We start from the raw sequence: 26208 nt of genomic DNA on the forward strand, positions 1-26208 counted from the left end.
AATCCGTTTCCCGAAGAAAACTTCATCGCTCGACTTGCATGTGTTAGGCACGCCGCCAGCGTTCGTCCTGAGCCAGGATCAAACTCTCAATAAAAAGTTTAATCTTTTCACTCATAAAACTTACTTTTATAAAAAGAATTGCTGGTTGTTTAAATGTTTTATATATTCTGTTCAATTTTCAAAGACCATTTTATCTCGTCACCTTCAAGCGACTTGATTATCTTATCACTTAGGAGTTATCATGTCAACATTTTTTTAAAACTTTTTTTCAAAGCTTAAAGTGTTGCCATCGCTCCTTTGCGACGTTTTTCATCTTATCATCTAGTGATTTACTTGTCAACATTTTTTCTAAGAAGTAAACTGTTGAATTTTGTTCACCACATCAATGACGTGTTTTATCTTATCATAATCTGCCCTACCCCTTATAGTACATTTTGTCATGTAATTTTATTATCTCCATTATTCTTTAAATTATGCATATTTTCTATGTTTTTTTTATATTGATACTCTTGGTACTGTTTTTCTCCTTTTTTTTAATATTCAGAATATTTTAAGGCAAAATCCCCCCTCTTTTATATTTTTTCATATGATATACTTTAAACTAAGGAGGTGATTATTATGGCAAACATCTTAAAAAATGATTGGAACGATTTATTGCAAGATGAATTTAATAAAGATTATTATAAAAAGATACATAACTTTCTTGTGAATCAATATAGTACAAAAACAATATATCCTGATAAATACGATATATTTAATGCGCTTCATTTTACCCCTTATAAAGATGTAAAAGTTGTTATACTTGGTCAAGATCCATATCATGGTCCAAATCAAGCGCACGGTCTTAGTTTTTCAGTTAAACCTGGAAATAGAATTCCACCATCATTAGTAAATATATATAAAGAGCTCAACCATGATCTAGGGTGCTACATACCTAATAATGGGTATTTAAAAAAATGGGCCGATCAGGGAGTACTTTTATTAAACACAACACTTACTGTAGAGGCTAGAAAAGCAAATTCACATCAAAGAATAGGTTGGTCTATATTTACTGATAAGATTATTTCTTTATTAAACGAAAGAAAAGATCCAATAGTATTTATACTTTGGGGAAATAACGCAATTAAAAAGAAAGATCTAATCACTAACCCTATACATTATATAATACAATCAGTTCATCCAAGTCCCCTATCAGCTTCGAGAGGTTTCTTTGGATCTAAACCTTTTTCTAAAACTAATAGCTTTTTAGAAAGTGTTAATAAAAGTCCAATTGATTGGCAAATTGAAAATCTATAATTTTTAATGTTTCTTATAAAAAAGATGATTAATGAGAATTACTTCTCATTAATCATCTAACACTTTGAACTTATTTATTCTTCCTAAAAAAGGTATGTATTATTTAAAATACATACCTAATAAAATTCCATCTATATGTTTTGTTTTACAGTAATAATCATTTTTTTATATTGTTCATCTGTTATTAAATCATATCTTTTCATTATGATTAGGGTTTCTTCATCATAAAGAGGTTTCTTCAAATCCTCATTATCCTTACATACTAAAATAGACTTTCTTCCTACTAATAAAGCTATAAAGACTAGAATTGCAGATGTTAATACAAATTCCATTTTCATATTCTCCAGTAAAACATTATATTTATATAATATTATGCTTTAATGCTAAGTATGATTCCAATTTACTTAAAACTTTTAAGCCTTTTATAAAATGTATATGCTAAAGTAGATATTATTCCAATCACGCCTCCTAGCGAAAAGAATAAAACCACTTCTCCTATTAATGTCCCAATTAAAACTCCACTTCCCACTCCAAATGCTATTCCTTTTGCAACTAACTCATATTCGTATTCTGTTAAATTAGCTTTCTCAAACACCATCATCACTCCCAAACCCATAATCTTACTTTTATTATAAAATATACTTCTTAATAATTTCTTAAGCAAAGCTTAAATAACACTTATATAAAAAGAAAATATTTTTTAATTGTGATACTCTCTTATAGCTTACTTAGTTTTAATTTGAATACTTTATTATATTATATACTATTTAATGAGTTATTATTTACAATTTAATTACAAATTTGGTGTGTACAGGTTAATATTTTATATAAATAAAGGATAGACTATCCTTTATATCTATCCTTATACTATCTTTAAATTATACTATTTTACTTCCATGTAATTCTTTTGCATTTGTCATATTATATATATGCTCTCTATTATTACAATTTATACCGCCACCAGGCATTATGATAATTCTATCACCAGCATATTCAACTAATTCTTTTAATTTATCTAAGTTATTTGGAGCGTTGGTTGATCCACCTTTTGTAAGTATTCTATCTATTCCAAGATCAACTAATACATCTATAGCAGAATTTTTGTCCTCAATTTCATCAAATGCCATGTGGAAAGTTGTACTTAAACTTCCAGCCTCTTCTTTCAGTATTTTGTTTCTTTCTATGTCTATACTATTATCATCATTTAAAATACCAAAAACTACACCATTTACTCCAAGCTCTTTACATATCCTAATATCTTCTTTCATTATTTCAAACTCTTCATCTGAATAATTAAAATCTCCACCTCTAGGTCTTATTATTACGTTTATAGGTATATCTATATCGCAAACAGATTTTTTTATTGTTCCATAGCTAGGAGTTGTGCCCCCTTCTTGAAGGTTATCACATAGTTCTATTCTATCTCCTCCATTTTTGAAAGCAGCTATAGCCTCCTTATAATTTCCCACACATACCTCTAATTTCATCCCTCTTCACCTCTTATAAAAAATAAAAAGCACTAACAAAAGTTAGTGCTTTCTGGTGGCTCGAGTAGGAATCGAACCTACGACACGCGGATCTTCAATCCGCTGCTCTACCAACTGAGCTATCGAGCCATACAAACCTAGCAACGTCCTACTCTCCCACACAGTCTCCCGTGCAGTACCATTGGCGCTATAGAGCTTAACTTTCCTGTTCGGAATGGAAAGGAGTGTTTCCTCTATGCCATCATCACTAGATACAAACATATTATAACTAATATTTAGTAAAGTGTCAAAGACTTTTTTTTATTTTTTATAATGTTTTTTATCTCTTTTTATTTAACTACTAAATTATTATACACGGTTATACAAAAGTAAAAATAAATATAATAAATTTAATTTATATAATAATTTATTCTGTCCATAATACAAAGAGACTGCTCAATACAGTCTCCTATTCCTTATTAATCAATTTTATATTTCAAACTCACTATTATTTTTATCTATAAATCCTACTTTTACTTCACAATTTAATTTTTCTTCTAGCAATTTTGCAAGCTCATCTCTTGCAGATATAACTTCATCATAGTTTTTATCAGTAAATCCATCTATAGGGAAAAATATATTCTTACTTTCTGATACTATCTTCCCATGTTCACTTTGTCTCCATATCCATCTCCTTGTTCTAACCCTATCTCCTGCAAAATATATTAATTCATCATCTTCTAAGTATTCCTTCTCTTCTGAGCCAAATGGAATGAAACTATCTCCTTTTTTTGAGAATTTAACATAAATATCTCCACCAACAGTATCAATGTCATGTGCTCCTAGCGGAACTAGATATTTTAAAGAAATAGCGTTTCCAAGATTAACTATAGGATTAATATTAGGCAATCCTTTCTTTTTAGCTACTCTAGTAAGCATTGCCTCATTTGATGCCATAAACTTATTAGGATTAATATCCAAGCTTTTAAAAGCATCTCTATAATAAATTATTTCTTCTAGTTCTTTAACTTTTTTACCTTCGAATTTTCTTTCATCTAGTTCTATAATATTTTTTAATAATTCATTGATCTCAATATTATCCTTAGAATTATCAATACCTTTTGCTACTACTACCCCAAAACATACATTGTCGAGTTTATTAAAAACATCTCTATCTACTATAAATTTCATATTAGCCCCCTAAATACTTATTAACATATAATTGTAATATTTCTAATGTTTTGTATTATAAACATTCCAGTAGATGGAATGTCAATACTTATCAACTAATATTTGAATTTCTGTTACTATTTCAGATTCTTTGTTTGTTAATCCAAAATCTATCAATGTTATTTCTACTGAATCTTCTAACATCTTATAGCCTTTATTTTCAATATACTTTAGTAACTTTTCATAATATAAAGGTGATTCTTCATGAGTTCCGTTAAACCTTACACATACATAAGTGCCTTTAGGTAATACTTTTAAGAATCGTTTATTATAATTCTCACCTTCTACTATAACAAAAATTGAATCATACCCTTGAAATATCCTTTCCCTTAGTTTTTCTAAAGAAATTGATACTCCAACCTTTCCATTAAAGATTGAAGCTTTTTCATTTGCTGTTATTTCTAACTTTCTAATAGATAGTTCTAAATCATCAAAGGTTTTTATCTTTTGTCTTAAAATAGCAACAATTCTACTATCAAATTCAATTTCTTGTATAATATCTAAATTATCATAACGTCTTGCATAGTTAATAGTCTCTATTCTTTTTTGTATTTTATCTTTTATAAACTCCATCTCTTTTATCTTTTCTTCAGTTATCTTTTTTTGAGTTTCAAATAAATCCATAATATTATCTATACTTCTATTATCTAAATGCTGTTTTATTTTATTTAGTGGTGTACCTAATGCCTTTAAATACTTTATTGTATTTAATTGCTCAAATTGCTCTGTGGAATAATATCTATATCCATTCTCCTTATTTATAAATCTTGGCTTAAATAAGTCAATTTCATCATAATATCTTAATGTTTTACTATTAATATCAAATAACTTTGATATCTCACCAATTGTAAATAGATTTTTCATTTTGTATCTCCTATATTATCAAGCAATTTTTAGTATTATTTTACCATAATATAAACCTAAAAATTTCTATAACAAAAAATACTGCAAATTCATTTATTAATAATGCAGTATCAACATTTATTATATTTATTGTTGTATATAATTTAAAATTATGAACCTTAATTTCCGAAACATAATTGTAAAGCTTTCTTTAATGCCTCATCAAGGAAACACCAATCATAGATTCCTTCTCATTCCTTATAAGTAAAATTCATACATAAGTATTTTCTCTAAAGTATTGCCATAACTTTTCAAAGTATCTATCTGTACGAAACCATACTTTTCATATAAATTTTCTTCTCCGGTTGCAATATATATTTTCTCAAAACCTTCTCTTTTAGCATACTCAAAAACCTTTTTAATCATCTTCTCACTGACCCTATTTCCCCTGTACTTTTCATCAACAAATACAAATCCAATCCATGGTGTATAAGTACAGTTAGGAATATAATCTGTTTTGGTTATTGTACAAAATCCTACTATCTTGTCATATTCAACTACTGCAAAAGGACATTCAAAATCTTCAAACATATTTTCTCTCATTCTTTTTGCCAAGCTTGCCCCAGCTCTCCAAGAACATTTTTCAGCCATTTCAATTGTTCTGTTCCAATATATATCTTCTCTATCAAGAATTCTTATCTCCATATTCCCTCCCAAATTTTACCTAAGCATTCTTTATTTAAGTATATCACTATGATAATATTGGGTAAAAATATTTTTTATTTTCACCATTCTATGTAATAATAAACTTATCGAATATAACTTGGAGGTGAATTCATGAATACTGAAATAGAAAGATTAACTCAAATTATAAAAGAAAGTAATAATATAGTTTTCTTTGGAGGAGCAGGTGTATCAACCGAATCTGGCATACCTGATTTTAGATCTAGTAATGGACTTTATAATGCTTCAAATAAAGTACAATATTCCCCTGAAGAAATACTAAGTCATTCATTCTTCTTTTCTCATACAAAAGAGTTCTATGACTTTTATAAAAATAAAATGATTTATACAACCGCTAAACCAAATAAAGCCCATGTAGCTTTAGCTAAATTAGAGGCTGAAGGTAGATTAAAAGCCATAATAACTCAAAATATCGATGGATTACATCAAGAAGCTGGTAGTAAAAAAGTTTTTGAATTGCACGGATCAATTCATAGGAATTATTGCACTAGTTGTAATAAATTTTATCCACTAGATTTTATACTAAAGAGTAAATATATCCCCATTTGTACTGAGTGTGGTGGAATAGTTAAACCAGATGTTGTCCTATATGAGGAACCTCTTGACGAAACAACATTAAATGCTTCAGTAAGAGCTATAATGAATGCTGATACATTAATAATTGGAGGAACATCCCTTGTTGTTTATCCAGCGGCTTCACTAATTAGATATTTTAGAGGTAAAAATCTAATACTTATAAACAAAAGTAGTACTCAATACGACAACTTAGCATCTCTTTGTATAAATGATAGTATTGGAGAGGTGTTATCTAAAGTAATTGAATAATTTTTTATAAAACAAAATATATATAATATATATAACAATTTAGGAGTTTTTTGAATGAAATATATTATATTTATATTGTTAATTTTAGTTATAGTTTTTTTAGTACTATATTATGAAAGAAAACTTTTCTCTTGCAGAAAACAACTACTAATCGCTAATAATCAAATTAATAATTTAAGACAACGAGTTCCAAAGACAAATCCACATAAAAAGAATAAAAAATTTGAAATTAAATTTTCTGCTCCTAATTCTAATATGGGAATAATAAACGAAAACTCTAATATATATATATCACCCCTAGAATCTTCAGAATTAGTGCAACATATAGATATTAAAATGGAGGTCAAAATTCTAGATAAAGCTGAATTAAACAGTGAACATTGGTATTATATATCGCTTCCTATGGATAGTAATATAAATTCTAGAGGATGGATTCCTCAAAGAAGTTTCTCATATTTTTATGGTAACTCTACTAATATTACTAAAAACACATAATAAAAACCTTAGATAATGGCTTTTTCAAGCTATTATCTAAGGTTTTTTATATTTTAATAGTAACTCCCATATATACAACATAAATAACTACTGTTACTATTAATGGCCAATCTATAACTCTTTCCGTTGTTTCAGTTAATTCTCCTGAAACACTTCTGTATCCATCAGGATTTATTATCTCAATAACTCCTCGTCTCTTACCTAGTTTATCTAACTTCCTAATTACTAAAAATGCTAATGCTGAAGCTACAACAAATATTATAATTCCACCTTGAAGCAATGCTAATTTCTCTCCTAGTGGAAGTGCCTTAAGTGACACTTGACTTGTATTTTCTATTTGTGATGGATTAATAAAACTCATTAATTTTTGAAGTGTAACTGAAGTACCATTTATAATAAAGTGCATTATCATAGATGCATAAATACTCCCTGTAACTCTTACTGCATAGGCTAATACAAAACCAAGGACAGTTGCATATAAAAACTGATTTGCATCTAAATGGAATATTCCAAAGAATAATCCTATAATAACTGCTGATTTAAATCTACTTTTTCCATTGTATCCTGATAAGATTACTCCTCTTAAGGTAATTTCTTCTGTAATAGCTGGCATAAAGGCTATTATTCCCATAAGTATAATATAGGGTGTGCTTGATATTGAACTCATTAAATTTCCTATATTATTTTCAAAAAAGAATCCACTTATAAGTCCAAAGAAATTCATTATAGGCACACACAAGAATCCTAATACTATTACAAGAATTAAATCTTTAAAAGGCAATAACTTAAATCTAAATGTTTCTACTAAATTACATTTAGTTACAATCACATATATAATTGCTGGTATTATAAATATTATTATGTGATTACATACTAAGGCTATTCTTATATCTCTAACCCCAATTAATCTATAAATTGGCAGCAATACATAGGGCATAAATATTTCTAATAATATTATTATTAGAAAATATAAATTTGCTCTAAAAACTTTTTTCATATTTTTCTCCTTTTTTATTATACTGAGTATATTTTTTTAATTTTAGGAGATACTATTCAATGAGGCTAATGCTTCATTAATTAATCGCCTCTCCCCCATTTTATTTATATACAGGAACAATCCCTCTTTTGGTTTAAAGAAGAAAGAGGGATTTTTTCTATCCCTCAATATTTTCTCTTTCTTTCAATATCATTTGTATTAATTTTTATAATAAGCTTCTTCTTATTATATCTAGAGCTGTCATACTTGCTCTATTTCTAACTGAATTTCTATCTCCAGTAAATATATGTTTATAAGATTTAACTTCCCCATCTACATATATACCAAAATACACAAGTCCTACAGGTTTTTCTTCTGTTCCTCCTGTTGGTCCTGCTATTCCAGTAGTTGATACTCCAATTCTAGCACCAGCTCTTTTTGCTATTCCTTCTGCCATTTCTTTTGCAGTTTCATGACTTACAGCACCGAACTTTTCTAATGTCTCTTTCTTTACATTAAGAGTTCTCATTTTAGCTTCATTAGAATAAGTAACAGCACCTTCAAGGAAAACTTTTGATATACCTGGATACTCTATAAGCTTTGATGATAATAGTCCACCCGTACATGATTCACTAACTCCTATTGTCATATCTTTGTTAACTAACATTTTGGCTACAGTGTCTTGAAGGGTAGTATCTCCAGTATTATATACTGCATCTCCTAGCCTACTATAAACTTCATCCTTTAATGGATTAATTAGTTTCTTAGCTTCTTCTTCGCTTTTAGCTTTTGCAGTTATTCTAAATATAACTTCTCCTTCTTTAGCATAAGGAGCTATTGTAGGATTCTTTCCGTTATCAATTAAGTCTTGTAACTTTTTCTCTGCTGAGCTTTCTCCTATACCAAATACTCTTAAAACCTCTGATACTATAGTATCTCCAGTACGCTTTTCTAAATATTTTCTTACATGATTTTTAAACATTGGCTCCATTTCTTTTGGAGGTCCAGGTAAGACTATTATAGCCTTATCATCTTTTTCAAATATAGCACCTGGGGCTGTTCCATTTTCATTATCTAATATAATAGCTTCCTTGGGAAAATATGCCTGTTTTTCATTACTTTTTACAAATTCTCTTCCCATTTTCTTAAAGTAATCTTTTATTTTTTGTAGGCTTTCCTCATGAAGACACATATCCATTCCAAAGAATTCAGCTGCAAGTTCCTTTGTCATATCATCTTTAGTTGGTCCAAGTCCACCAGTTGTAATTATGATATCACTTCTATCTAAAGACCTTTTAAAGCAATCTAGTATTCTTTCTCTATTATCTCCAACCGCTTCATGATAATAAACATCTACTCCTAAATTAGCTAGCTCCTTTGCAAGATATTGAGCATTTGAATTTAAGATATCTCCTAAAATAACCTCTGTACCTACTGCTATTATTTCACACTTCATAATATCCCTTCTCACTTAATTAATTTTATTTAACTCATTTCTATATTTTCCATATACATATATTTTATTATATACTATTTTTGCCAAAAACAATAAGGATGATAGTTAACCTTTTGTAAAGATACACTATCATCCTAATCATCATAAGTTGAATGCAATTTTTTATGTTGCTATCCCTGAGCACAAAGGAGAACTCAGGGATAGTTTATATAAAAAATCCTTCCTCTCATTACACAGAGTTTATTGCATGGGTAACTTATAAAATACTTAATTAGAGTGTTAAGCATTTTATAATTATGTATGAGAGAAGAGAATTTATTCTTCTTCCCTTAATAACAACTTATCTCTTCATACAATAACATATGCATTCATACCTTCTTTTATTCATGAATTATTTTACCAACCTTGTTTTTCCTCTTTAAGTGTAAAATGACTTCCATCATTCTTAAATTCTATATTAAAGTTTTCACCATCTACAATAACTTTTGTAAGAGATGCTTGTTCCATAACTTCATTATTTGCTTCTTGGTCATTAAAAAATGTCATTATAGCCTTTAATGTTATTCCATGAGCAACTATTAGGATATTTTTCCCTTCATTTTCTTTTATTATATCTCTCATAGCAGAGTTTACTCTTTCACGAACTTCTCCTAATGTTTCTCCATTTGGTGCACGCATCTCTAAGTTTCCTCTCATTATAGCGCTTATATCCCAATCTGGATTTTCTTTCATCACTTCTTCTGTTATCTTGCCTTCATAATCTCCAAAGTTCATTTCTTTTAGTCCTTCATGAACTTTAACTTCTATATATTTATCACCTTTTACTATCTGCGCAGTTTTGTATGCTCTTTCTATAGGGCTTGTATATATTGTATCTATATCAATATCTTTAATTCTCTCTGATAATTCTTTTGCTCTATTAAGTCCAAATTCAGTTAATGGTGAATTACCATGACCTTGAAGCCTCTTCTCTAAATTCCATTCTGTTTGACCATGTCTTGTTAAATATATTGTTGTCATCTTTATATCTCCTAATTCTCTAGTTTTTTCTAAATCTTCTTATGTGCATAATAAGATAAATTATCTCTTGTTTTGATAAATTATAACTAAATTGTTTTTTTATGTATTGTTCAATTTTATCAATGCATTTTCTCTCCTCTGGATATCTATTTGAAATTATTTCGTAAAGTTCTACATCTTCTTCTTCAACTTGCTCTCTCTTAAAAATTCTTTGCGCAAAGAATTTCAAATGTGTTAAAAGCCTTGTATAATCTAATGATTCTTCATCAAATTTAATATCAAAATATTTCTTTATGATATTAAGAAGCTTATTTGTAAGAACTGTAATATTCATAGTATTATACATATCTTCATTTAATGCTGAATTCAATATATGTAAGGCTATAAATCCTGCTTCATCTTCGCTTAGCCTTATTCCGGTATATTTCTCTACTATATTAATTCCCGCTAACCCAACCTTAAATTCTTTTTTATAAAGACTCTTTATTTCCCATAGCATAGGATTTTCTATGCTTATATTCTCATTTGCTCTTATGACAGCAAATGATAAATGATCAGTTAGTAGTATATATATTAATTCACCCAGTTCAATACCTAATTCTTTTTCTGCTATAGCAACAATTTCCTTTGTCATACTTAAATACTCAGGAGGTGTTTCAATCATTAATTGCTTGAATTTTTCATTGCTCTTTTCATTTTCCATTTTAAAAATTTTTTCTATTTTTTCTTCATCAATTGATTCACCAGATTTTTTTTGAAATCCAATCCCTCTTCCCATTACTACTGCTTCTTCGCAATTTAATATAACCGTCACAACATTATTATTAAGAATCTTATTAATAATCATATATTTTAAACCCCTCTTCATAAGTTTTACTCAATATTTTAATTGTAGTTATATATTAAAGAACATATTAATTATACAACTACTAATAATCTTTATTCCATACATATAATATTATCATTTTATTCATAAAATTAAAATATTTTTAACTTTTATGTTGACATCTTTTTTTTATCATGATAACATTTACTTGAGCTTAAATGCTGAGATTTGTTACTATTAGATTAGGCAAATCAGAGAAAATTCTATCATTTAGTAAAAATCGAGGGATTGCTACTATTTCATTAGGCAAGACTTAAATATATGTAAATCTGAAATGGCATAGGCGTATTATATACGTTCTTATATCATCATAAAGATTTATAAATATTTAAGTCTTTTTTATTTGCAAAAAAGTCTTAAAAAGCAATTTTAAATTATATTTTTACATATTATTTAAGGAGGATTTATATATGTTACAAACACTTCAAAGAATCGGTAAAGCAATTATGCTTCCAATAGCAGCTCTACCAATTGCAGGTATTTTACTAGGTATAGGTGGTGCGTTACTAGGTATTTCAGGGCTTAATAATCCGCCAGCTGTTTATGAACCATTAATTGCATTTGTTAATATTCCAGTAGTTACAGCTATTTTAACTATAATGAAAAATATAGGAGATATCATATTTGGTAACCTTCCAATATTATTCGCTGTTGGAGTTGCAGTTGGACTTGCTAATAAAGACAAGGGAACAGCAGCACTTGCTTCAGTATTTGGATTTATCGTTATGAACCAAGTTGTTTCAACACTTCTTGCATTAGGATATACTCAACTAGGTGTTGTTACTCCTGATAACGTTGGAGAATTCGGAACATACGTTACCACTAATGTTGGTATATTTACTCTTAATATGTCAGTATTTGGAGGTATTATAACAGGTATTGTTACTTCTATATTACATAACAAATTCTATAACATAGAATTACCACAAGTTATTGGATTCTTCTCAGGATCAAGATTTGTTCCTATAATCACAGCTTTAGTTATGGCTTTAGTCGGTGCAATACTTGCATTTGCATGGCCAGTAGTACAAAACGGTATTTCAATTATTGCAGAGCTAGTTAAAAATGCTGGTGCAATAGGTACTTTCTTCTATGGAGTAATTGAGAGAGCATTAATTCCATTCGGATTACACCATGTATTCTATACTCCATTCTGGTTCGGATCATTCGTTGAAGCTAACGTTATTATAGATGGAACTCAACAAGTTATCGCAGGTGCTAACACTGCATACTTTGCTCAATTATCAAGCATGACTGATTTAGTTGGTGCTTCAGCAGATACTATGAGTAACATAGTTGCAGGAACTACTAGATTCATGGCTGGTAAATTCCCATTCATGATGTTCGGTCTTCCAGCTGCTGCATTTGCAATGTATAAATGTGCACACCCTTCTAAGAAAAAAGTTGTAGGATCACTTTTATTAGCTGCTGCTGTAACTTCATTCTTAACTGGTATAACTGAACCTTTAGAATTTACATTCTTATTTGTTGCTCCAGTATTATACGGAGTTCACTGTTTACTTGCAGGTTTATCATTCATGTTAATGGATCTACTTAATGTATTTGTAGGTATGACTTTCTCTGGTGGATTTATAGATTTCTCACTATTTGGTTTACTTCCAGCTGGTGCAGGAGTTCCAACTAAATGGTTTATGATTGTCTTAGTTGGTTTAGTATATGCAGTTGTTTACTACTTCTTATTCACATTCATGATTAAGAAATTCAACTTAAAGACTCCAGGTAGAGATGCTGATGAAAAAGATACTAAACTATTCACTAAGAAAGATTTCCAAGCAACTTCATCAGGTGATGAAATTGTAGAAAAAGCTCCTCACGTTTTAGAAGCTTTAGGTGGAGAATCAAATATAGTAAGTGTTGATGCTTGTATCACAAGACTTAGAGTTGAAGTTAAAGATAAATCAAAAGTTGATAAGCAAGCCCTTAAAGATTTAGGCGCTGCTGGAGTTGTTGAAGTAGGAAATGGAATCCAAGCTATTTTCGGTGCTAAAGCAAACTCTTATAAAAACGAAATAAACACTATTTTAGGTAACAACTAATTAATTTATAATTAATCCAATATAAACAAAAAACTGTAGCTATATATAGCTACAGTTTTTTAGTTACTATTTATCTAATTCTAAAAGTGCTAATGCAACAGCACCTACAACACCGGCATCTGTTCCAAGACCAGCAGGTACTATTTGACAACTTTCTGCCATTGCTTTAAAGCATCTCTTCTTAACAACTTCACGAACTTTCTCAAAAACTATATCTCCAGCTTTTGATACTCCTCCTCCAATAACTATCATTTCAGGATCAAAAATTGAAATTGCATTAGCTATACCTATTCCTAAGAAGGTTAACGCATTATCTATTATGTCTTTTGCAACTTCATCACCATTTGCTGCTTCTTTAAATACTTCATATGATGTAACCTTATCATATTTCTTAAGTGAGGTTTCAACTTTGCTATTTACAGCTTCTTGACCTCTCTTACCTATAGCTGTTCCTGATGATAAAGCTTCTAAACATCCTATGTTTCCGCAATTACATCTTGGTCCAAATGGTGAAACAGTTGTATGGCCAATTTCTAAAGCATTTGATGTATTTCCTCTACATATGTTACCATCAACAATTGCTCCTCCACCTACACCAGTACTTACTGTGAAGTAAACCATGTTCTTTTTACCTTTACCTGCACCAAGCATGTATTCTCCAATAGCTGCAACATTAGCATCATTATCTAAGAATACTGGAACATTAAATTTCTCTTTTAATGGTTTTACTAAATTAAAGTTGTTAAATGGTAAATTTGGAGTAGTAATTATTATCCCTTTTTTTGAATCTAAAGGACCTGGTGATCCTATACCAATTGCCTTTATATCTTCTAAAGTAGCGTCTCCCTCACTCATTACAGATTGAATACTTTTAATTATTCTTTCTAGAACTCTTTCTTCCCCTTCATGTGCATTTGTTGGAATTATGCTTTGTGATAAAACATTTCCTTCAAAATCTGCTAAAGCAGTACTTATCTTAGTACCACCTAAATCTACACCAACTACATACTTATTCATATAATCCTCCATCGCTTATCATGTATTGTATCATTCCATAAAAATAGGACTTACTATTCTATTTTAATATATTTATAGAAATAATAAAGTCCTTATTATAATTAATTTAACCAATTTATTGTTCTTAATCATTTTTATGAGCATTTATAACATAATTACCTTCATTATCCATCCACTGATTATCAACGATGAACCTGTTATCTTGTAGCATCGAACTTATTGTGCCTACACTGTCTTTATTCTCTTTATCTATTGATATTGTAAACTTATCCTCTTTATCAACTATACATAAATAATCATAGATATTACTATATTCACTTAACCCAATACTTCCTCGTATATCCATTCTATAATCAGACATAAGTTCTATTCCTCCAATCAAAGCAAAATACCGCTTCCTATACAATTATTAATTTATTTTTATATAGTTATTATATGTAGTTTTACATAAATTATTAAAAATTTTGTTCTTATTATTGTTTTAACTCCATTTATGGTATATAAGCTATGAAATTTATATCGTTTCTTTATTATTCCTTAATTTCTCTTAGTAATTAATATTTTTATCCATAAAAAATATTACTAGGCTATAAGTCCTAGTAATATTTTAAAATTAATCTTCTCTCTCACTATTTATCTTTTCAATTATTTTATTAGCTTCATTCTGAGGAACTTCCTCATATCTTTCAAAGGACATTTTATACTCACCCCTAGCCTGGGTGATTGAACTTAAATCAGTGGCATAATTAAACATCTCTGATAAAGGAACCTCACAGACTACCCTTTGCCCATTTTTTTCTGGTTCCATTCCAATAATTCTTCCACGCTTTTTATTCATATCGCCTATAACATCTCCCATATATTCATCTGGTATTATTATATCAACTTTCATTATAGGCTCTAAAAGTATTGGTATTGCTGCCTCAAGTCCTTTTTTATAGGCAATCGATGTAGCTATCTTAAATGCCATTTCTGATGAATCTACAGGGTGATATGAACCATCATGAAGTGTTGCTTTAAGACCTATCACAGGATATCCTGCTAATACTCCATGCTTTATACAATCCTTAAGCCCCTTTTCAACTGCTGGTATAAAGTTTCTTGGAACAGCCCCTCCAACAACTTGATCTACAAACTCTAATTCATCATTACCATCATATCTTCTCTCAAATTTTATTTTTACATCTCCATATTGTCCATGCCCGCCGGATTGTTTTTTGTGCTTTCCTTGAACATCAGCGCTTCCCTTTATAGTTTCTCTATATGGTACCTTTGGCTCTCTAAGTAATACATCTACACCAAATTTATTTTTTATTTTACATGCTATAACTTCTAGATGAGTTTCTCCAATTCCTGATACTATAAGTTCTGCATTCTCCGTATCACGCTTTACTTCAAATGTTGGATCTTCTTCTAATAATTTATTCAATGCAATAGATATCTTTTCTTCATCGCCTTTTGCTTTAGGTAAGACAGCCATGGACATTATAGGTTCTGGGAAATTTAACTTATCATATATTATCTTAAAGCTTGGATCTGCAAGAGTATCTCCTGTACCAGTAAACTGAAGTTTCGAAACTGCTCCAATATCTCCAGCTACTATTTCATCTGCCAAAATTTGATTTTTTCCTCTCATGAAGAATATATTAGATAATTTTTCTCTCTTATCTTTAGTTGTATTTATTACAGGCATATCATTTTTAAGTCGCCCTGTGATAACTCTGAATAAAGAAATCTTACCTACAAATGGATCTGCTATCGTTTTAAATACTAATGCAGAAAAAGGTGCATCTTCTGAAAGACAAATATATTCCTCTTCTCCTTTTTCATTTATAGCCTTTTGTGCAAGTGATAACTCTGGTGATGGGAAACACTCAACTATATCTTCTAGACAACAATTCATACCTATTGCTTTAACAGCACTTCCGCACATTACAGGTGCTATCTCTCCTGTGCTACAACCGTTTATTAAGCCTTTATATATCTCCTCATCACTTAATGTTCCATCTGAGAAATATTTATCTAATAATTCTTCATCAGTTTCAGCAACAGCTTCCATTATCATTTCTTTACATTCATCTATCTTCTCTATTAAATCTTCTGGAATTTCTATATCTTCTATTTTTTTAGTTTTAAGATCATATAGTCTAGCTCTTTTTGATATTACATTTATTACTCCCCTAAAATCATTTTCTTCTCCTATTGGATACTGAATTGGTACTACACTTATCCCAAATTTCTCTTTAAGCTCTTTTAAAGTTTTATCAAAACTTGAATTTTCTCTATCTAATTTATTTATAAAGAAGGCTCTTGGCAGTTTTATTTTATTGCAATAATTCCATGCTTTTTCAGTACCAACTTGTACACCCGACACTGCACATGTGACTATAATCCCAACATCAACGGCTCTCATGCCTTGAATGCTCTCCCCTACAAAGTCAAAGTATCCTGGTATATCAACTAAATTTATTTTCGTATCTTTCCACTCTAAAGGTGAGATTGATGTAGAAAGTGATATACCTCTACGTTTCTCCTCCTCGTCAAAGTCTGATACTGTGGTTCCATCTTCTATTTTTCCAAGTCTTGTAATTACTTTTCCATTGTATAATAATCCTTCAACTAAAGAAGTCTTGCCAGTTGCACCATGTCCTATAAATCCAATATTTCTTAAATTTTTTATATTATAATTTTTCATATATTATGAGGATATTCTTCAATTGATAATATACAATTGCTTTTCCCCTTCACCCACCTTTCAAAAACTCTCATATTAATCTTTATGAAGGCTTGGGCTATTTTAGACTTATAGTTTAATATAATTACATGTTTAAATTTTTAGTTAACATTTCTATCCAAATATCTCTTAATATTCTATTTCATGATAAAATTAATAGTATTTCTATAAAGGGGGAATGTCATATTTTTTTTGAGTTAACTAATAATCTAAGAAAGAGATTAGATGGCTTAAATGATATTGTTTATATTATATTTATGGTATCTTTAAATTGGTTTTTATACCTACCATTTATATTAATATCGCTACTTTACAAAGAACATATCATGGATATAGGTGTATTCTGCAATTTTTATAACTACTCTAATACCTTATCTAATATTCTATTTGCTGTGGTATTATTACCTCTCTTTCACACTTGCATTCAAGCTATTATAATAAGACTTCTTTTTAGGATAAATCTTACTAAAAAGCAAGTCTTATTCTTAGGTACTGCAATATTTAGTTTATTTCATTGTTACAGCATATTTTGCATCATTCAACTTGTAGTTCCTAGCTTTATACTATTTTATTCTTATATTTATTATAAAAATAAACAAATACCATCATTTTACATAGTACTCAGTATAAGCATTATATCAAGTTTAATAACGTACTTAGAGCAAGTGTAATTAAATAAAAGCAGAGAATTAATTCTCTGCTTTTATTTAAATATCTTTTAATATTAGACTTAAACATCTAGTTACATATCATATACCTTTAGACTTAACTACATATTTTCTATCTCTACAGACATAACATCATCAATGTCGTTTAACTTCTTAGCTAAACCTAATGATGATTCTTCTTTTTTAGCTCTAATAATAAAATGAATATTATATATACTTATTGAATCCTCTAGACTTTTCTCTGTCTTAAATGAAGACAATATATAATTCTCATTTGATAATACTTCATCTATTTTGTTATCTGGGTACTTAGCCATCTTTATACTTACATTAAATAATTTTGATCCTTGAATCTTTTTAAAAAAATGTAAATCTAAAAACTTTTGTGAAAATTTAAGAATAACGAATACTATAAAAGTAGCAAAAATACCTACCTCATACATTCCTGACCCTACAGCTAGTCCTATAGCTGCTGTCGCCCATATTCCAGCTGCTGTTGTAAGGCCTTTTATAAATCTCTTTTCTAAAAGTATTGTCCCTGCTCCAAGAAAGCTAATCCCACTAACAACTTGAGCTGCAATTCTACTTGGATCTAATCCTATATTGTTTAATGCTATAATATCACTAAAACCATATTTTGATATAATCATAAAAAGCGCACTCCCGACCCCTACCAAAAAGTGTGTTCTAAGTCCTGCTTCTTTGGAATTCATTTCTCTATCTAATCCAATTAATCCAGCTAAAATACCAGCCACCAATATCCTTAGAAAAAAATCTAATACATTTTCCATATCTCTATATTTTACTATTTTATAATAAGTAAAATCCTCCTTTCTCTCCTTATCTTTATTAAATTAAATTTTAAAAAGTCCACTTAAACATTGCTAAATAGCAATTTCAAGAGGACTATATATTAATCTATGTTTACATTAATTTTTGTATTAAGTATAACATCCAAACTAAAGTACTTTCAATTAAATTCCATATTGTTTTAATTTATTTATTATTTAACTATAATTATAAAAAACATTTTGATAACTGCTTATAATTTTTTCGTTAAAATTTAAATAAATATATGAAAAAGGAAAGAGCATTAAATTATCTCTTTCCTTTTTATTATTTAGAAAATGTAGTTTTATAGTATTTTCCGTCTAATATACTAGATACTCCATCATTGTAGTAAGAAATAAACTTACCCTTATACTTTGTTTCTTTTGATGATTTAATATTTTTTACCATTCCTTTATTAGAATAGTTTACATATATATCTCCTTTACCATTAATAAAAATATCTTTTTTATCAACAGACTTATCTAACGCTATTTTTTCACTCTTAGCATCTATATTCTCTAAGCTCTTTTTAATTATTCCATTTACTAAATTATCTTTTACTTCTCCAAGATACATATAACCATCTTCATCTATTCCTAATATCTCTATTGGTTCTTTAGAATTCATAGGTACTCTTTCATTAGGCTGAGTCATATGAACTATAGTTCCATTTTTAGAAATATAGACTAGTCTATCTTTAGTTGGCATTATTGAAACGCTTCCTAAACTTCTTACTGTTAATGGTACATTAGTTGCAAAGTTTTGATTAATATCAACTCTATATATAGCATTATTTACTCTAACATATGTAACTCCAGTAATTGTTGAAGCTTGTATATCAAAATTCTTATAATTAGAATTATATGGACAAATATCAACTATTTTTTGATTGACCCCTTTTTGAGGCTCATAATTATATAATACTATCTGATTATCTTGTACTTCTAAAGTAAGTAACATATTTCTATCTTGAAGCCAAACAGATCTTAATATCTCTCTGCCCTCTGAATCTTCTAATGGTTTTATATCTCCACTATTAGTGTCACATACTTGTAATGAATAATTTTCATAGTAACTTATATATCTACCATCATAAGATACTTTTATATCTTTTGCATTAGTTGGTATCTGTACATGCATATTTGTATTAGTATGACTATTGTTTATTGCTACTTGCTCCATATTAACATCAGTGTTATCTTTAAAATAAAATTTATCTAGGAAAAATAGTACACCACATTGTAATATAAGTGATAGAGCTATCCAAGATAATATCATCTTTAATTTCTTCATAACTTCTCCTTTGTTATTTTACTATAATTGAGGATGCGATATATCTTTCTCCAAGTCCATTAGATACATCATTTATAACTTGTCCATTTAAATACATTGTAGATGACTTTCCTCCATCTAAATTAATGGCAGTTACGCATTCTCCTTTTGTAAGCATAAGAGATTGAAGTTCTGTCATTGTACATCCTAAGCCTCCAACTAAATCTCTACCATCAATAACCATCATAACTATTGATCCATCAGCTCTTTGTCCTATTGCAGTTCTTGGTGCTATACCTCTTGCCCCATCTGAACCTTCTAACGGAGTTGGCATGCCATCTTTAATTAAAACTGGTTTAAAACTAACAGCCTCCTGAACATTTAATTCCTTAAGTTCCTTAATAGAGTATTTACCTGCAAGCATTTTACCTTCTTTAGTAATAGCCATACATTCTGTTTTTGCATCATCTGATTTTAAATCAGAGAAAACTATTTTTCCATTAGATATTATAACTCCTGTAGGAGTTCCTCCATTACCTGTCCAATTTGAGCTACTAGAAGTATCTATAAAAGCTCCTCCATTTACAGCTGCTACTGCATTATTTTGTATAGCCATCTCTGAAGTTGTTTCTCCTTTTTTATACATACTGCTTGTATATGCAACTTTAACTCTCTTAGGATCCTTAATTACTAACATATGTCCATTATATTTTGAGTTTTCAAATTTATAAAGTTCTATTGTATTATCATGTTTTGCATTTACTTGAACTACTGAATTATTGTTTTTAAGACCTAAGTTTGAATTTTGATCATTAGAAGAATTAAGTATATTATCAATTCTTTCCTTTGATAAAAACATCGTAGCTAAATATTGATGGTTTAAAGTAGTCATAGCTGATCCAACATATATCCTTTTAGCATTATCAAAGGGACCATAAAGTAATACAAATGGTGCTGTGATTGCAGTGAAAACTAATTCAAAAACTAGAAATGCAATGATTCTCTTCCATTTTTTTCTTTTATTCTTTACTCTTTTGTTCTTCATTAAAACTCTCCCAAACAAAATTTTTTAAAAATCCATCTTATTATTATATATTAATTTAAAGTCTAAATAAATATCTCTACATAAGTATATTCCATATCATTGTTTATAAAAACTATATTTTGACGGGAATAAAACAGTATATTTACTATAGTACCTTATTTTTATAAAACATATATAATTAAATTACAATATCCGATTTTTGTCAATTAATCCTATAAAAACTTATGATTTTTTTAAGAATTTCTTATGTATTTTGGGTTTTTTTTCAATTTATGGTTTTATTTTACATTGACACTCTTTATGAAAACGTTTATTTTTATAGTATAGAATATTGATGAAAGGATGGTAATTGGCATGAAAAATTTTGGCGTTTTTGATATTCTAGGTCCCATAATGGTTGGCCCCTCCTCTTCACATACTGCTGGAGCCGCAAAACTTGGAAAAATAGCTAAAAGTATTGTTGGTACTGATATAAAAGAAGTTACTTTTCTACTTCATGGTTCCTTTGGTAAAACCTATAAAGGTCATGGTACAGATCGAGCACTTGTTGCTGGAATTCTCGGAATGAGCCCAAGTGATGATAATCTTAAAAATTCTATTCTTATAGCTAAAAATAAAGGTCTTAAAATTAATTTCATTGAACAAGATTTAGGACAAGCTCATCCGAATACAGTAAAATTTTTAATAAAAGATATCAATGATAATATCCACGAAATAATGGGTTCTTCCATCGGAGGCGGTAGTGTAGAAATTAATGAAATAAATGGAAATAAAGTTCAAATAACTGGATCATATCCTACTATAATAACCTGCCACAAAGATATTCCTGGAACAGTCGCAAAAGTCTCAGAATTACTTTATGAAGATAAAATTAATATTGCTTTTATGAAACTTGGTAGAGCTGAAAAAGGCAAAGATGCAACTATGACTTTTGAAGTTGATAGTGTGATATCTTCTTCATTATTAAATGATATAAAAAAAATAGATGGAATAAATAAAGTAATAATTATTAATCCTGAAATGGAGGTATCTAATAATGATCGCGAAGTCAGCTAAAGAACTTATAGATATTTGTAATTCAAATAATATTAAATTAAGTGAATATGCAATAAATCGTGAAATAGATGAGAAGAATATATCACGTGAAGAATTATTCCTACATATGCAAGAAACTCTTAATGTAATGAGACAAGCCGCTAATACCGGTAGAAAAAAAGAAGTTTATTCATTAAGTGGATTAATCGGAGGGGATGCTTTTAAATTGCAAAAATACTTAGAATCAGGTAAATCATTATTAGGAAATACAGCTGTCACAGCTATGGCAATGGCTTTATCATCCTCTGAAGTAAACGGTTCAATGGGAAAAATAGTAGCCTGTCCAACTGCTGGCTCTTGCGGTATACTTCCAGCAGTTATATTAACGGCTGGTGAAAGACTTGGCAAAAGTGATGCTGAAATGATTGAAGGATTATTTGCAGCTGCTGCTGTTGGTATGATAATTGGAATGAATGCAACATTTGCAGGTGCTGAAGGAGGATGTCAAGCTGAATGTGGCTCTGCCGCAGCTATGGCTTCAGCAGCAGTTGTAGAGATGATGGGAGGCACTCCAGAAATGAGTTTAAATGCTGGCGCTATAGTATTTAAAAATATATTAGGGCTAGTTTGTGATCCAGTTGCTGGTTTAGTCGAAATACCTTGCGCAAAAAGAAATGTATCTGGTGCTATTAGTGCACTCTCTACAGCAGACCTAGTTATGGCTGGAATTTGTTCAAAGATACCATTTGATGATGCATTATCTGCAATGTATAAAGTAGGCATAGAGCTTCCAGCATCACTAAGAGAAACAGCTCTAGGGGGAATTGCTATTACAAAAACAGGTCTAGAACTTAAAGATAAAGTATTTAATAACAATTAAATGTTTAAAAACTAAAGTTTAAAATTCTAAGGAGGAAAAATAATGCAAGTTTTAATCGGAACAGGACTTTTATTATTAGTATTAGGTTTATTTACACTATTTAGTTACAAAGCACCACAAGGAATGAAAGCAATGGGGGCTCTTGCTAGTGCAGCATGCGCAAGCTTCTTAGTTGAAGCATTCCACTCTTCATTCTTTGGTGATGTATTAAATATAGAATTTTTAAAGAAAATTGGTACAGCAAATGGCAGTCTTGGTGGTGTTGCTGCTGCAATCCTTGTGCCTTTAGCTCTTGGTGTATCACCTGTATATGCAGTTCTAATAGGACTATCATGTTCAGGACTTGGAATATTGCCTGGATTCATTGCAGGATATCTAATGTCTTTCGTTGTTAAATTTTTAGAAAAGAAACTCCCTGGAGGATTAGATTTAATAGTTATAATTGTATTCGCTGCTCCTTTGACTAGATTGATAGGAGATTGTATGACACCAGTAGTTGATTCAACACTTCTAAAAATCGGTCAAGTTCTAGTAGCTTCAGCTGACTCTAGTCCTATATTAATGGGAATAATTCTTGGTGGTATTATAACAGTTGTTGCAACTGCACCTCTTAGTTCAATGGCCCTAACAGCTATGCTTGGTCTTACTGGAGCGCCAATGGCAATAGGTGCATTATCAGTATTTGGTTCATCTTTCTTAAACTTTGTTTTATTCAGTAAAATGAAATTTGGAAGTAAGAAAGATACTATATCTGTAGCTATAGAGCCTCTTACTCAAGCAGATATAATTACCGCAAACCCTCTGCCAGTTTATATAACCAATTTCATAGGTGGTGCTTTATGCGGTATTATAATTGTTATAATGGGACTTACAAATATGTCTCCAGGTACAGCTACCCCTATTGCAGGATTTGCAGTAATGTTTGCATATAATCCAGCATTTAAAGTATTATTAACAGCTTTAGGTTGTGTAGTTGTAAGTGCCGGCAGTGGTTACTTAGGTTATATGATGTTTAAAAACCATAAAATTCGTACAGCTGCTGAAATTCGTGGAGAAAATGTAATTTCAGAGGAAATACTTCAAAAAGAAGCATCATAATAAATATTAAACAGAAAATATATATTAATATATAAGCTTTAGAGTGTAGAATTTATCTGCACTCTTTTCTTTTTCAAATAAAATAAAATTAGACAACAAAAAAGTTAGATTCAAGTATTGATCTAGTCAAAATAGTTATTATTAAATATTTTTATATTTATTTTAATTATATTTTAATTATCATTAAAATTAAATTGTATTTTTTTAATATTCATAATATAATAAAACAAATTATAACTATTACTAAAAAATACAAATTTATTTAGGGGGATCTTTATGAAAAAAAAGTTAATAAGCCTATTAATTATCTCAACAATATCATCAACTTATTTTACATCTAAAATAAGTCATGCTGATACTGTAGAAAACTATCCTAATGGGGATAATGCTGTCGTTGAAAACTACTCAGATACTACAAAGGCTGCTAATGTAAAGGATAACGAACCAGAGGCAAAAGAGTTTGATAACTCATATATAAACCTTAAAAACATATGGGGTGGAAATTCATTAAAAATTTTATTCAATCAAAATACAATGAAAATAGAGGCAATTGCAAAATCTGATAATTTCGGAAACTCAAATAATAACTTTACCTTCAAATTAATCAATAAAAAGAATGGACAAGCAATTCTAGATACAACTGCAAATAGTAAATATGTTAATAATTTTACATCTAAGATTAATAATGCATCATTCAATTATGGAGATATCGTAGCATTAAATATTAATAAATCTTCAGGATTATCTAATCCTACTTTATATAGCAACAAAAATTCAACAAGAACAGATTGTATTGAAAAAACTCAATTTTTTGAAATAACTAAGAATGGACTTATAAACTATACTCCACACATCGATGTTAAACCATTACATATCCTAGGAGAAGGAACTGTAACATCAGCTACAATTTTAGGAACTACTAATCCAGGTAACAAGGTTTGTGTTTCTGTAGGGAGTAATAATTACTATGAAAATGCTGATTCAAAGGGGAACTTCTCAATAAAAATGATTGATAGCAATGGATTAAATGCTAATACTCCAATATATGTTAGTGTTGGTGAATTTAAAGTTTCTGTCTATCCTCAATTATCAAATAAAGAAAATATGAAGCAAGAGACAATTACAGGCTATAAATATATTTTAAATGCAACTTTAAATGAATTAACTAAACCTACTAATTCTGAGGTATATTATGCAAGAACCCTATTAAGTAAAGAGGGACAAAAGGCCTGGGACTTAGCTTATAGAACTTTACTTAATTATGATAATAGTGATAATAAATATCCAAGAGATTCTCAAGGAAATACCATAATTTCTATAGATTATGCTTCTAAAGGAATAAATATAAATGCTGATGATGCACAAAAAATACAAAAGTATTTAGTTAGAAACTGCCCAAAAATGTTCTTATTGAAAGACTGGCCAGCATCTCCTATTAATAAAGATGGAAAAGTTATTGGACAAAAGTTTTACATAGGTAACGGAGCCCAAAATGGCGATGATTATCATAAACAACTTTTAAAAACAGAAAAATCAGTTTCAGAGATTCTAAGTAAAATTCAACCTAATATGAATATATATCAAATAATTAAAGCAATACAAATTCATTATGAAAATATGGTTAGTTATATTGGGTCAGGAGTTCACAGTGATATTAGGGGAACATTCATAGCTCATGAAGCTATCTGTGGAGGATATTCTAAAGGTTATGAATATTTACTTCAAAGATTAGGAATTGAGGCAATATGGGTAAATGGATATGCTGGTGGACCTCACGCTTGGAACTTTGTTAACTTATATGGAAACTGGTATTTAAGTGATACAACTTGGGGTGGCCCAAACTGGTACTTAAATGGCTTCGATAGCAAATTTACTGAAAATCATAAAGTTTATGATACATACGATGTTATGCCTAAATTAGCAAAAGATAGTATTCCTTGGGATATAGGAAATATTGATAAAAATATAGTTAACTTAACTGGAGTAGTAAACTACCATAACAATAATGATGGAACAATTACAGTAACATACAATGATAGCCAAAATATAAATAAGAATATTCAAATAAATTCTAGCTTAAATAACTGGAAGCCAGTTGATATGAAGAATGATGGAAATGGACTATGGAGTGTAACTATCTCGAATAAAAGTGAAAATAAAGATATCAACTTCTTCTTTACTATAAATGACCAATATTCAACTACAGGTAATATTAAAGAAAATAATTTAAAAACAGAATTACTTCCTAATGGAATGAATAATATTGTATTAGATAACGTGAAGTAATATTCACAGAGTAAGTAAAATAATATTGATGTGATTATACAAATAGAT

The 26208-nt window shown here is 29.3% G+C and carries 24 protein-coding genes, 1 tRNA gene and 2 rRNA genes; 8 read left to right on the top strand and 19 right to left on the bottom strand.

The features are described from left to right. Positions 1-94: ribosomal RNA gene (locus tag K5V21_RS17845) — 16S ribosomal RNA — on the bottom strand; the annotation flags it as partial. Between the two features lie 524 nt (positions 95-618). Between K5V21_RS17845 and K5V21_RS17850 the strand changes: the two genes are divergently transcribed. Next, positions 619-1296 carry a uracil-DNA glycosylase gene (locus K5V21_RS17850; RefSeq protein ID WP_221862405.1) on the top strand — a complete coding sequence of 226 codons (678 nt, stop codon included), beginning with the start codon at positions 619-621 and terminating at the stop codon, positions 1294-1296. Positions 1297-1427: 131 nt separating this feature from the next. Here K5V21_RS17850 and K5V21_RS17855 read toward each other — a convergent pair whose 3' ends face one another. The 8 genes from K5V21_RS17855 to K5V21_RS17890 all read right to left on the bottom strand — a co-directional run bounded on the left by K5V21_RS17855 (position 1428) and on the right by K5V21_RS17890 (position 5540). Continuing rightward, the gene (locus tag K5V21_RS17855) at positions 1428-1628 is read right to left on the bottom strand and encodes a hypothetical protein (protein WP_204596355.1); all 201 of its coding nucleotides are present in this window, start codon (positions 1626-1628) and stop codon (positions 1428-1430) included. Between the two features lie 68 nt (positions 1629-1696). Then, positions 1697-1897 carry a hypothetical protein gene (locus K5V21_RS17860; protein WP_245000776.1) on the bottom strand — a complete coding sequence of 67 codons (201 nt, stop codon included), beginning with the start codon at positions 1895-1897 and terminating at the stop codon, positions 1697-1699. 277 nt (positions 1898-2174) lie between these two features. Then, positions 2175-2783, bottom strand: a complete 609-nt coding sequence (locus K5V21_RS17865) for a copper homeostasis protein CutC (protein ID WP_221862406.1) — start codon at positions 2781-2783, stop codon at positions 2175-2177. A 53-nt stretch (positions 2784-2836) separates the two neighbouring features. Then, a tRNA-Phe gene (locus K5V21_RS17870) sits at positions 2837-2912 on the bottom strand. Positions 2913-2918: 6 nt separating this feature from the next. Continuing rightward, a 5S ribosomal RNA gene (gene rrf, locus K5V21_RS17875) occupies positions 2919-3035 on the bottom strand. A gap of 216 nt (positions 3036-3251) precedes the next feature. Further along, the gene (locus tag K5V21_RS17880) at positions 3252-3953 is read right to left on the bottom strand and encodes a B3/B4 domain-containing protein (RefSeq protein ID WP_204596358.1); all 702 of its coding nucleotides are present in this window, start codon (positions 3951-3953) and stop codon (positions 3252-3254) included. 81 nt (positions 3954-4034) lie between these two features. Beyond that, on the bottom strand, positions 4035-4856 hold the full coding sequence (locus K5V21_RS17885) for a MerR family transcriptional regulator (protein WP_204596359.1): 822 nt from the start codon (positions 4854-4856) through the stop codon (positions 4035-4037). A 237-nt stretch (positions 4857-5093) separates the two neighbouring features. Further along, positions 5094-5540, bottom strand: coding sequence for a GNAT family N-acetyltransferase (locus K5V21_RS17890; protein ID WP_221862407.1), 447 nt, complete (start codon positions 5538-5540; stop codon positions 5094-5096). A gap of 132 nt (positions 5541-5672) precedes the next feature. Here K5V21_RS17890 and K5V21_RS17895 point away from each other — a divergent pair, with 132 nt between their 5' ends. Beyond that, positions 5673-6404: an NAD-dependent protein deacylase gene (locus K5V21_RS17895; RefSeq protein WP_221862408.1), complete on the top strand. Its 732-nt coding sequence runs from the start codon at positions 5673-5675 to the stop codon at positions 6402-6404. Between the two features lie 54 nt (positions 6405-6458). Continuing rightward, entirely contained in the window at positions 6459-6899 is a 441-nt protein-coding gene (locus K5V21_RS17900) for a hypothetical protein (protein ID WP_221862409.1), read from the top strand. A 46-nt stretch (positions 6900-6945) separates the two neighbouring features. On the opposite strand, the gene K5V21_RS17905 is transcribed toward K5V21_RS17900, so the two are convergent. The 4 genes from K5V21_RS17905 to licT all read right to left on the bottom strand — a co-directional run bounded on the left by K5V21_RS17905 (position 6946) and on the right by licT (position 11198). Further along, a complete protein-coding gene (locus tag K5V21_RS17905) occupies positions 6946-7896 on the bottom strand; it encodes a CPBP family intramembrane glutamic endopeptidase (RefSeq protein ID WP_221862410.1) in 951 nt (316 codons plus the stop codon). A gap of 205 nt (positions 7897-8101) precedes the next feature. Beyond that, positions 8102-9331 carry a competence/damage-inducible protein A gene (locus K5V21_RS17910; RefSeq protein WP_221862411.1) on the bottom strand — a complete coding sequence of 410 codons (1230 nt, stop codon included), beginning with the start codon at positions 9329-9331 and terminating at the stop codon, positions 8102-8104. Between the two features lie 396 nt (positions 9332-9727). After that, positions 9728-10351, bottom strand: a complete 624-nt coding sequence (locus K5V21_RS17915) for a histidine phosphatase family protein (protein ID WP_221862412.1) — start codon at positions 10349-10351, stop codon at positions 9728-9730. 19 nt (positions 10352-10370) lie between these two features. Further along, positions 10371-11198 carry a BglG family transcription antiterminator LicT gene (gene licT / locus K5V21_RS17920; RefSeq protein ID WP_221862413.1) on the bottom strand — a complete coding sequence of 276 codons (828 nt, stop codon included), beginning with the start codon at positions 11196-11198 and terminating at the stop codon, positions 10371-10373. Positions 11199-11647: 449 nt separating this feature from the next. On the opposite strand from licT, the gene K5V21_RS17925 reads away from it, so the two are divergent. Further along, positions 11648-13294 (top strand): PTS transporter subunit EIIC, encoded by a 1647-nt coding sequence (locus K5V21_RS17925; RefSeq protein ID WP_221862414.1) that lies wholly within the window; start codon positions 11648-11650, stop codon positions 13292-13294. A 66-nt stretch (positions 13295-13360) separates the two neighbouring features. On the opposite strand, the gene K5V21_RS17930 is transcribed toward K5V21_RS17925, so the two are convergent. The 6 genes from K5V21_RS17930 to K5V21_RS17955 all read right to left on the bottom strand — a co-directional run bounded on the left by K5V21_RS17930 (position 13361) and on the right by K5V21_RS17955 (position 20861). Next, positions 13361-14311, bottom strand: coding sequence for an ROK family protein (locus K5V21_RS17930; protein WP_221862415.1), 951 nt, complete (start codon positions 14309-14311; stop codon positions 13361-13363). Positions 14312-14435: 124 nt separating this feature from the next. Further along, positions 14436-14672, bottom strand: a complete 237-nt coding sequence (locus tag K5V21_RS17935) for a hypothetical protein (RefSeq protein ID WP_204596370.1) — start codon at positions 14670-14672, stop codon at positions 14436-14438. A 252-nt stretch (positions 14673-14924) separates the two neighbouring features. After that, positions 14925-17006: an elongation factor G gene (gene fusA, locus K5V21_RS17940; RefSeq protein ID WP_221862416.1), complete on the bottom strand. Its 2082-nt coding sequence runs from the start codon at positions 17004-17006 to the stop codon at positions 14925-14927. An 808-nt stretch (positions 17007-17814) separates the two neighbouring features. Further along, positions 17815-18504, bottom strand: coding sequence for an MgtC/SapB family protein (locus K5V21_RS17945; RefSeq protein ID WP_221862417.1), 690 nt, complete (start codon positions 18502-18504; stop codon positions 17815-17817). Between the two features lie 325 nt (positions 18505-18829). Further along, a complete protein-coding gene (locus tag K5V21_RS17950) occupies positions 18830-19837 on the bottom strand; it encodes a hypothetical protein (RefSeq protein WP_221862418.1) in 1008 nt (335 codons plus the stop codon). A 13-nt stretch (positions 19838-19850) separates the two neighbouring features. Beyond that, positions 19851-20861, bottom strand: coding sequence for a phosphodiester glycosidase family protein (locus K5V21_RS17955; protein WP_221862419.1), 1011 nt, complete (start codon positions 20859-20861; stop codon positions 19851-19853). Between the two features lie 354 nt (positions 20862-21215). On the opposite strand from K5V21_RS17955, the gene sdaAB reads away from it, so the two are divergent. The 4 genes from sdaAB (at position 21216) to K5V21_RS17975 (ending at position 26160) form a co-directional block, all read left to right on the top strand. Further along, the gene (gene sdaAB, locus K5V21_RS17960) at positions 21216-21917 is read left to right on the top strand and encodes an L-serine ammonia-lyase, iron-sulfur-dependent subunit beta (protein WP_221862420.1); all 702 of its coding nucleotides are present in this window, start codon (positions 21216-21218) and stop codon (positions 21915-21917) included. After that, positions 21898-22776, top strand: coding sequence for an L-serine ammonia-lyase, iron-sulfur-dependent, subunit alpha (gene sdaAA / locus K5V21_RS17965; RefSeq protein WP_221862421.1), 879 nt, complete (start codon positions 21898-21900; stop codon positions 22774-22776). Before sdaAB ends, sdaAA begins: the two co-directional genes overlap by 20 nt. A 42-nt stretch (positions 22777-22818) precedes the next feature. Next, positions 22819-23874: a PTS sugar transporter subunit IIC gene (locus K5V21_RS17970; protein WP_221862422.1), complete on the top strand. Its 1056-nt coding sequence runs from the start codon at positions 22819-22821 to the stop codon at positions 23872-23874. 276 nt (positions 23875-24150) lie between these two features. Then, positions 24151-26160 (top strand): hypothetical protein, encoded by a 2010-nt coding sequence (locus tag K5V21_RS17975; protein WP_221862423.1) that lies wholly within the window; start codon positions 24151-24153, stop codon positions 26158-26160. Positions 26161-26208 lie beyond the last annotated feature (48 nt).

Origin of the sequence: Clostridium sardiniense, from assembly GCF_019753795.1 — a bacterium.
GTDB classification, from domain to species: domain Bacteria; phylum Bacillota; class Clostridia; order Clostridiales; family Clostridiaceae; genus Clostridium; species Clostridium sardiniense.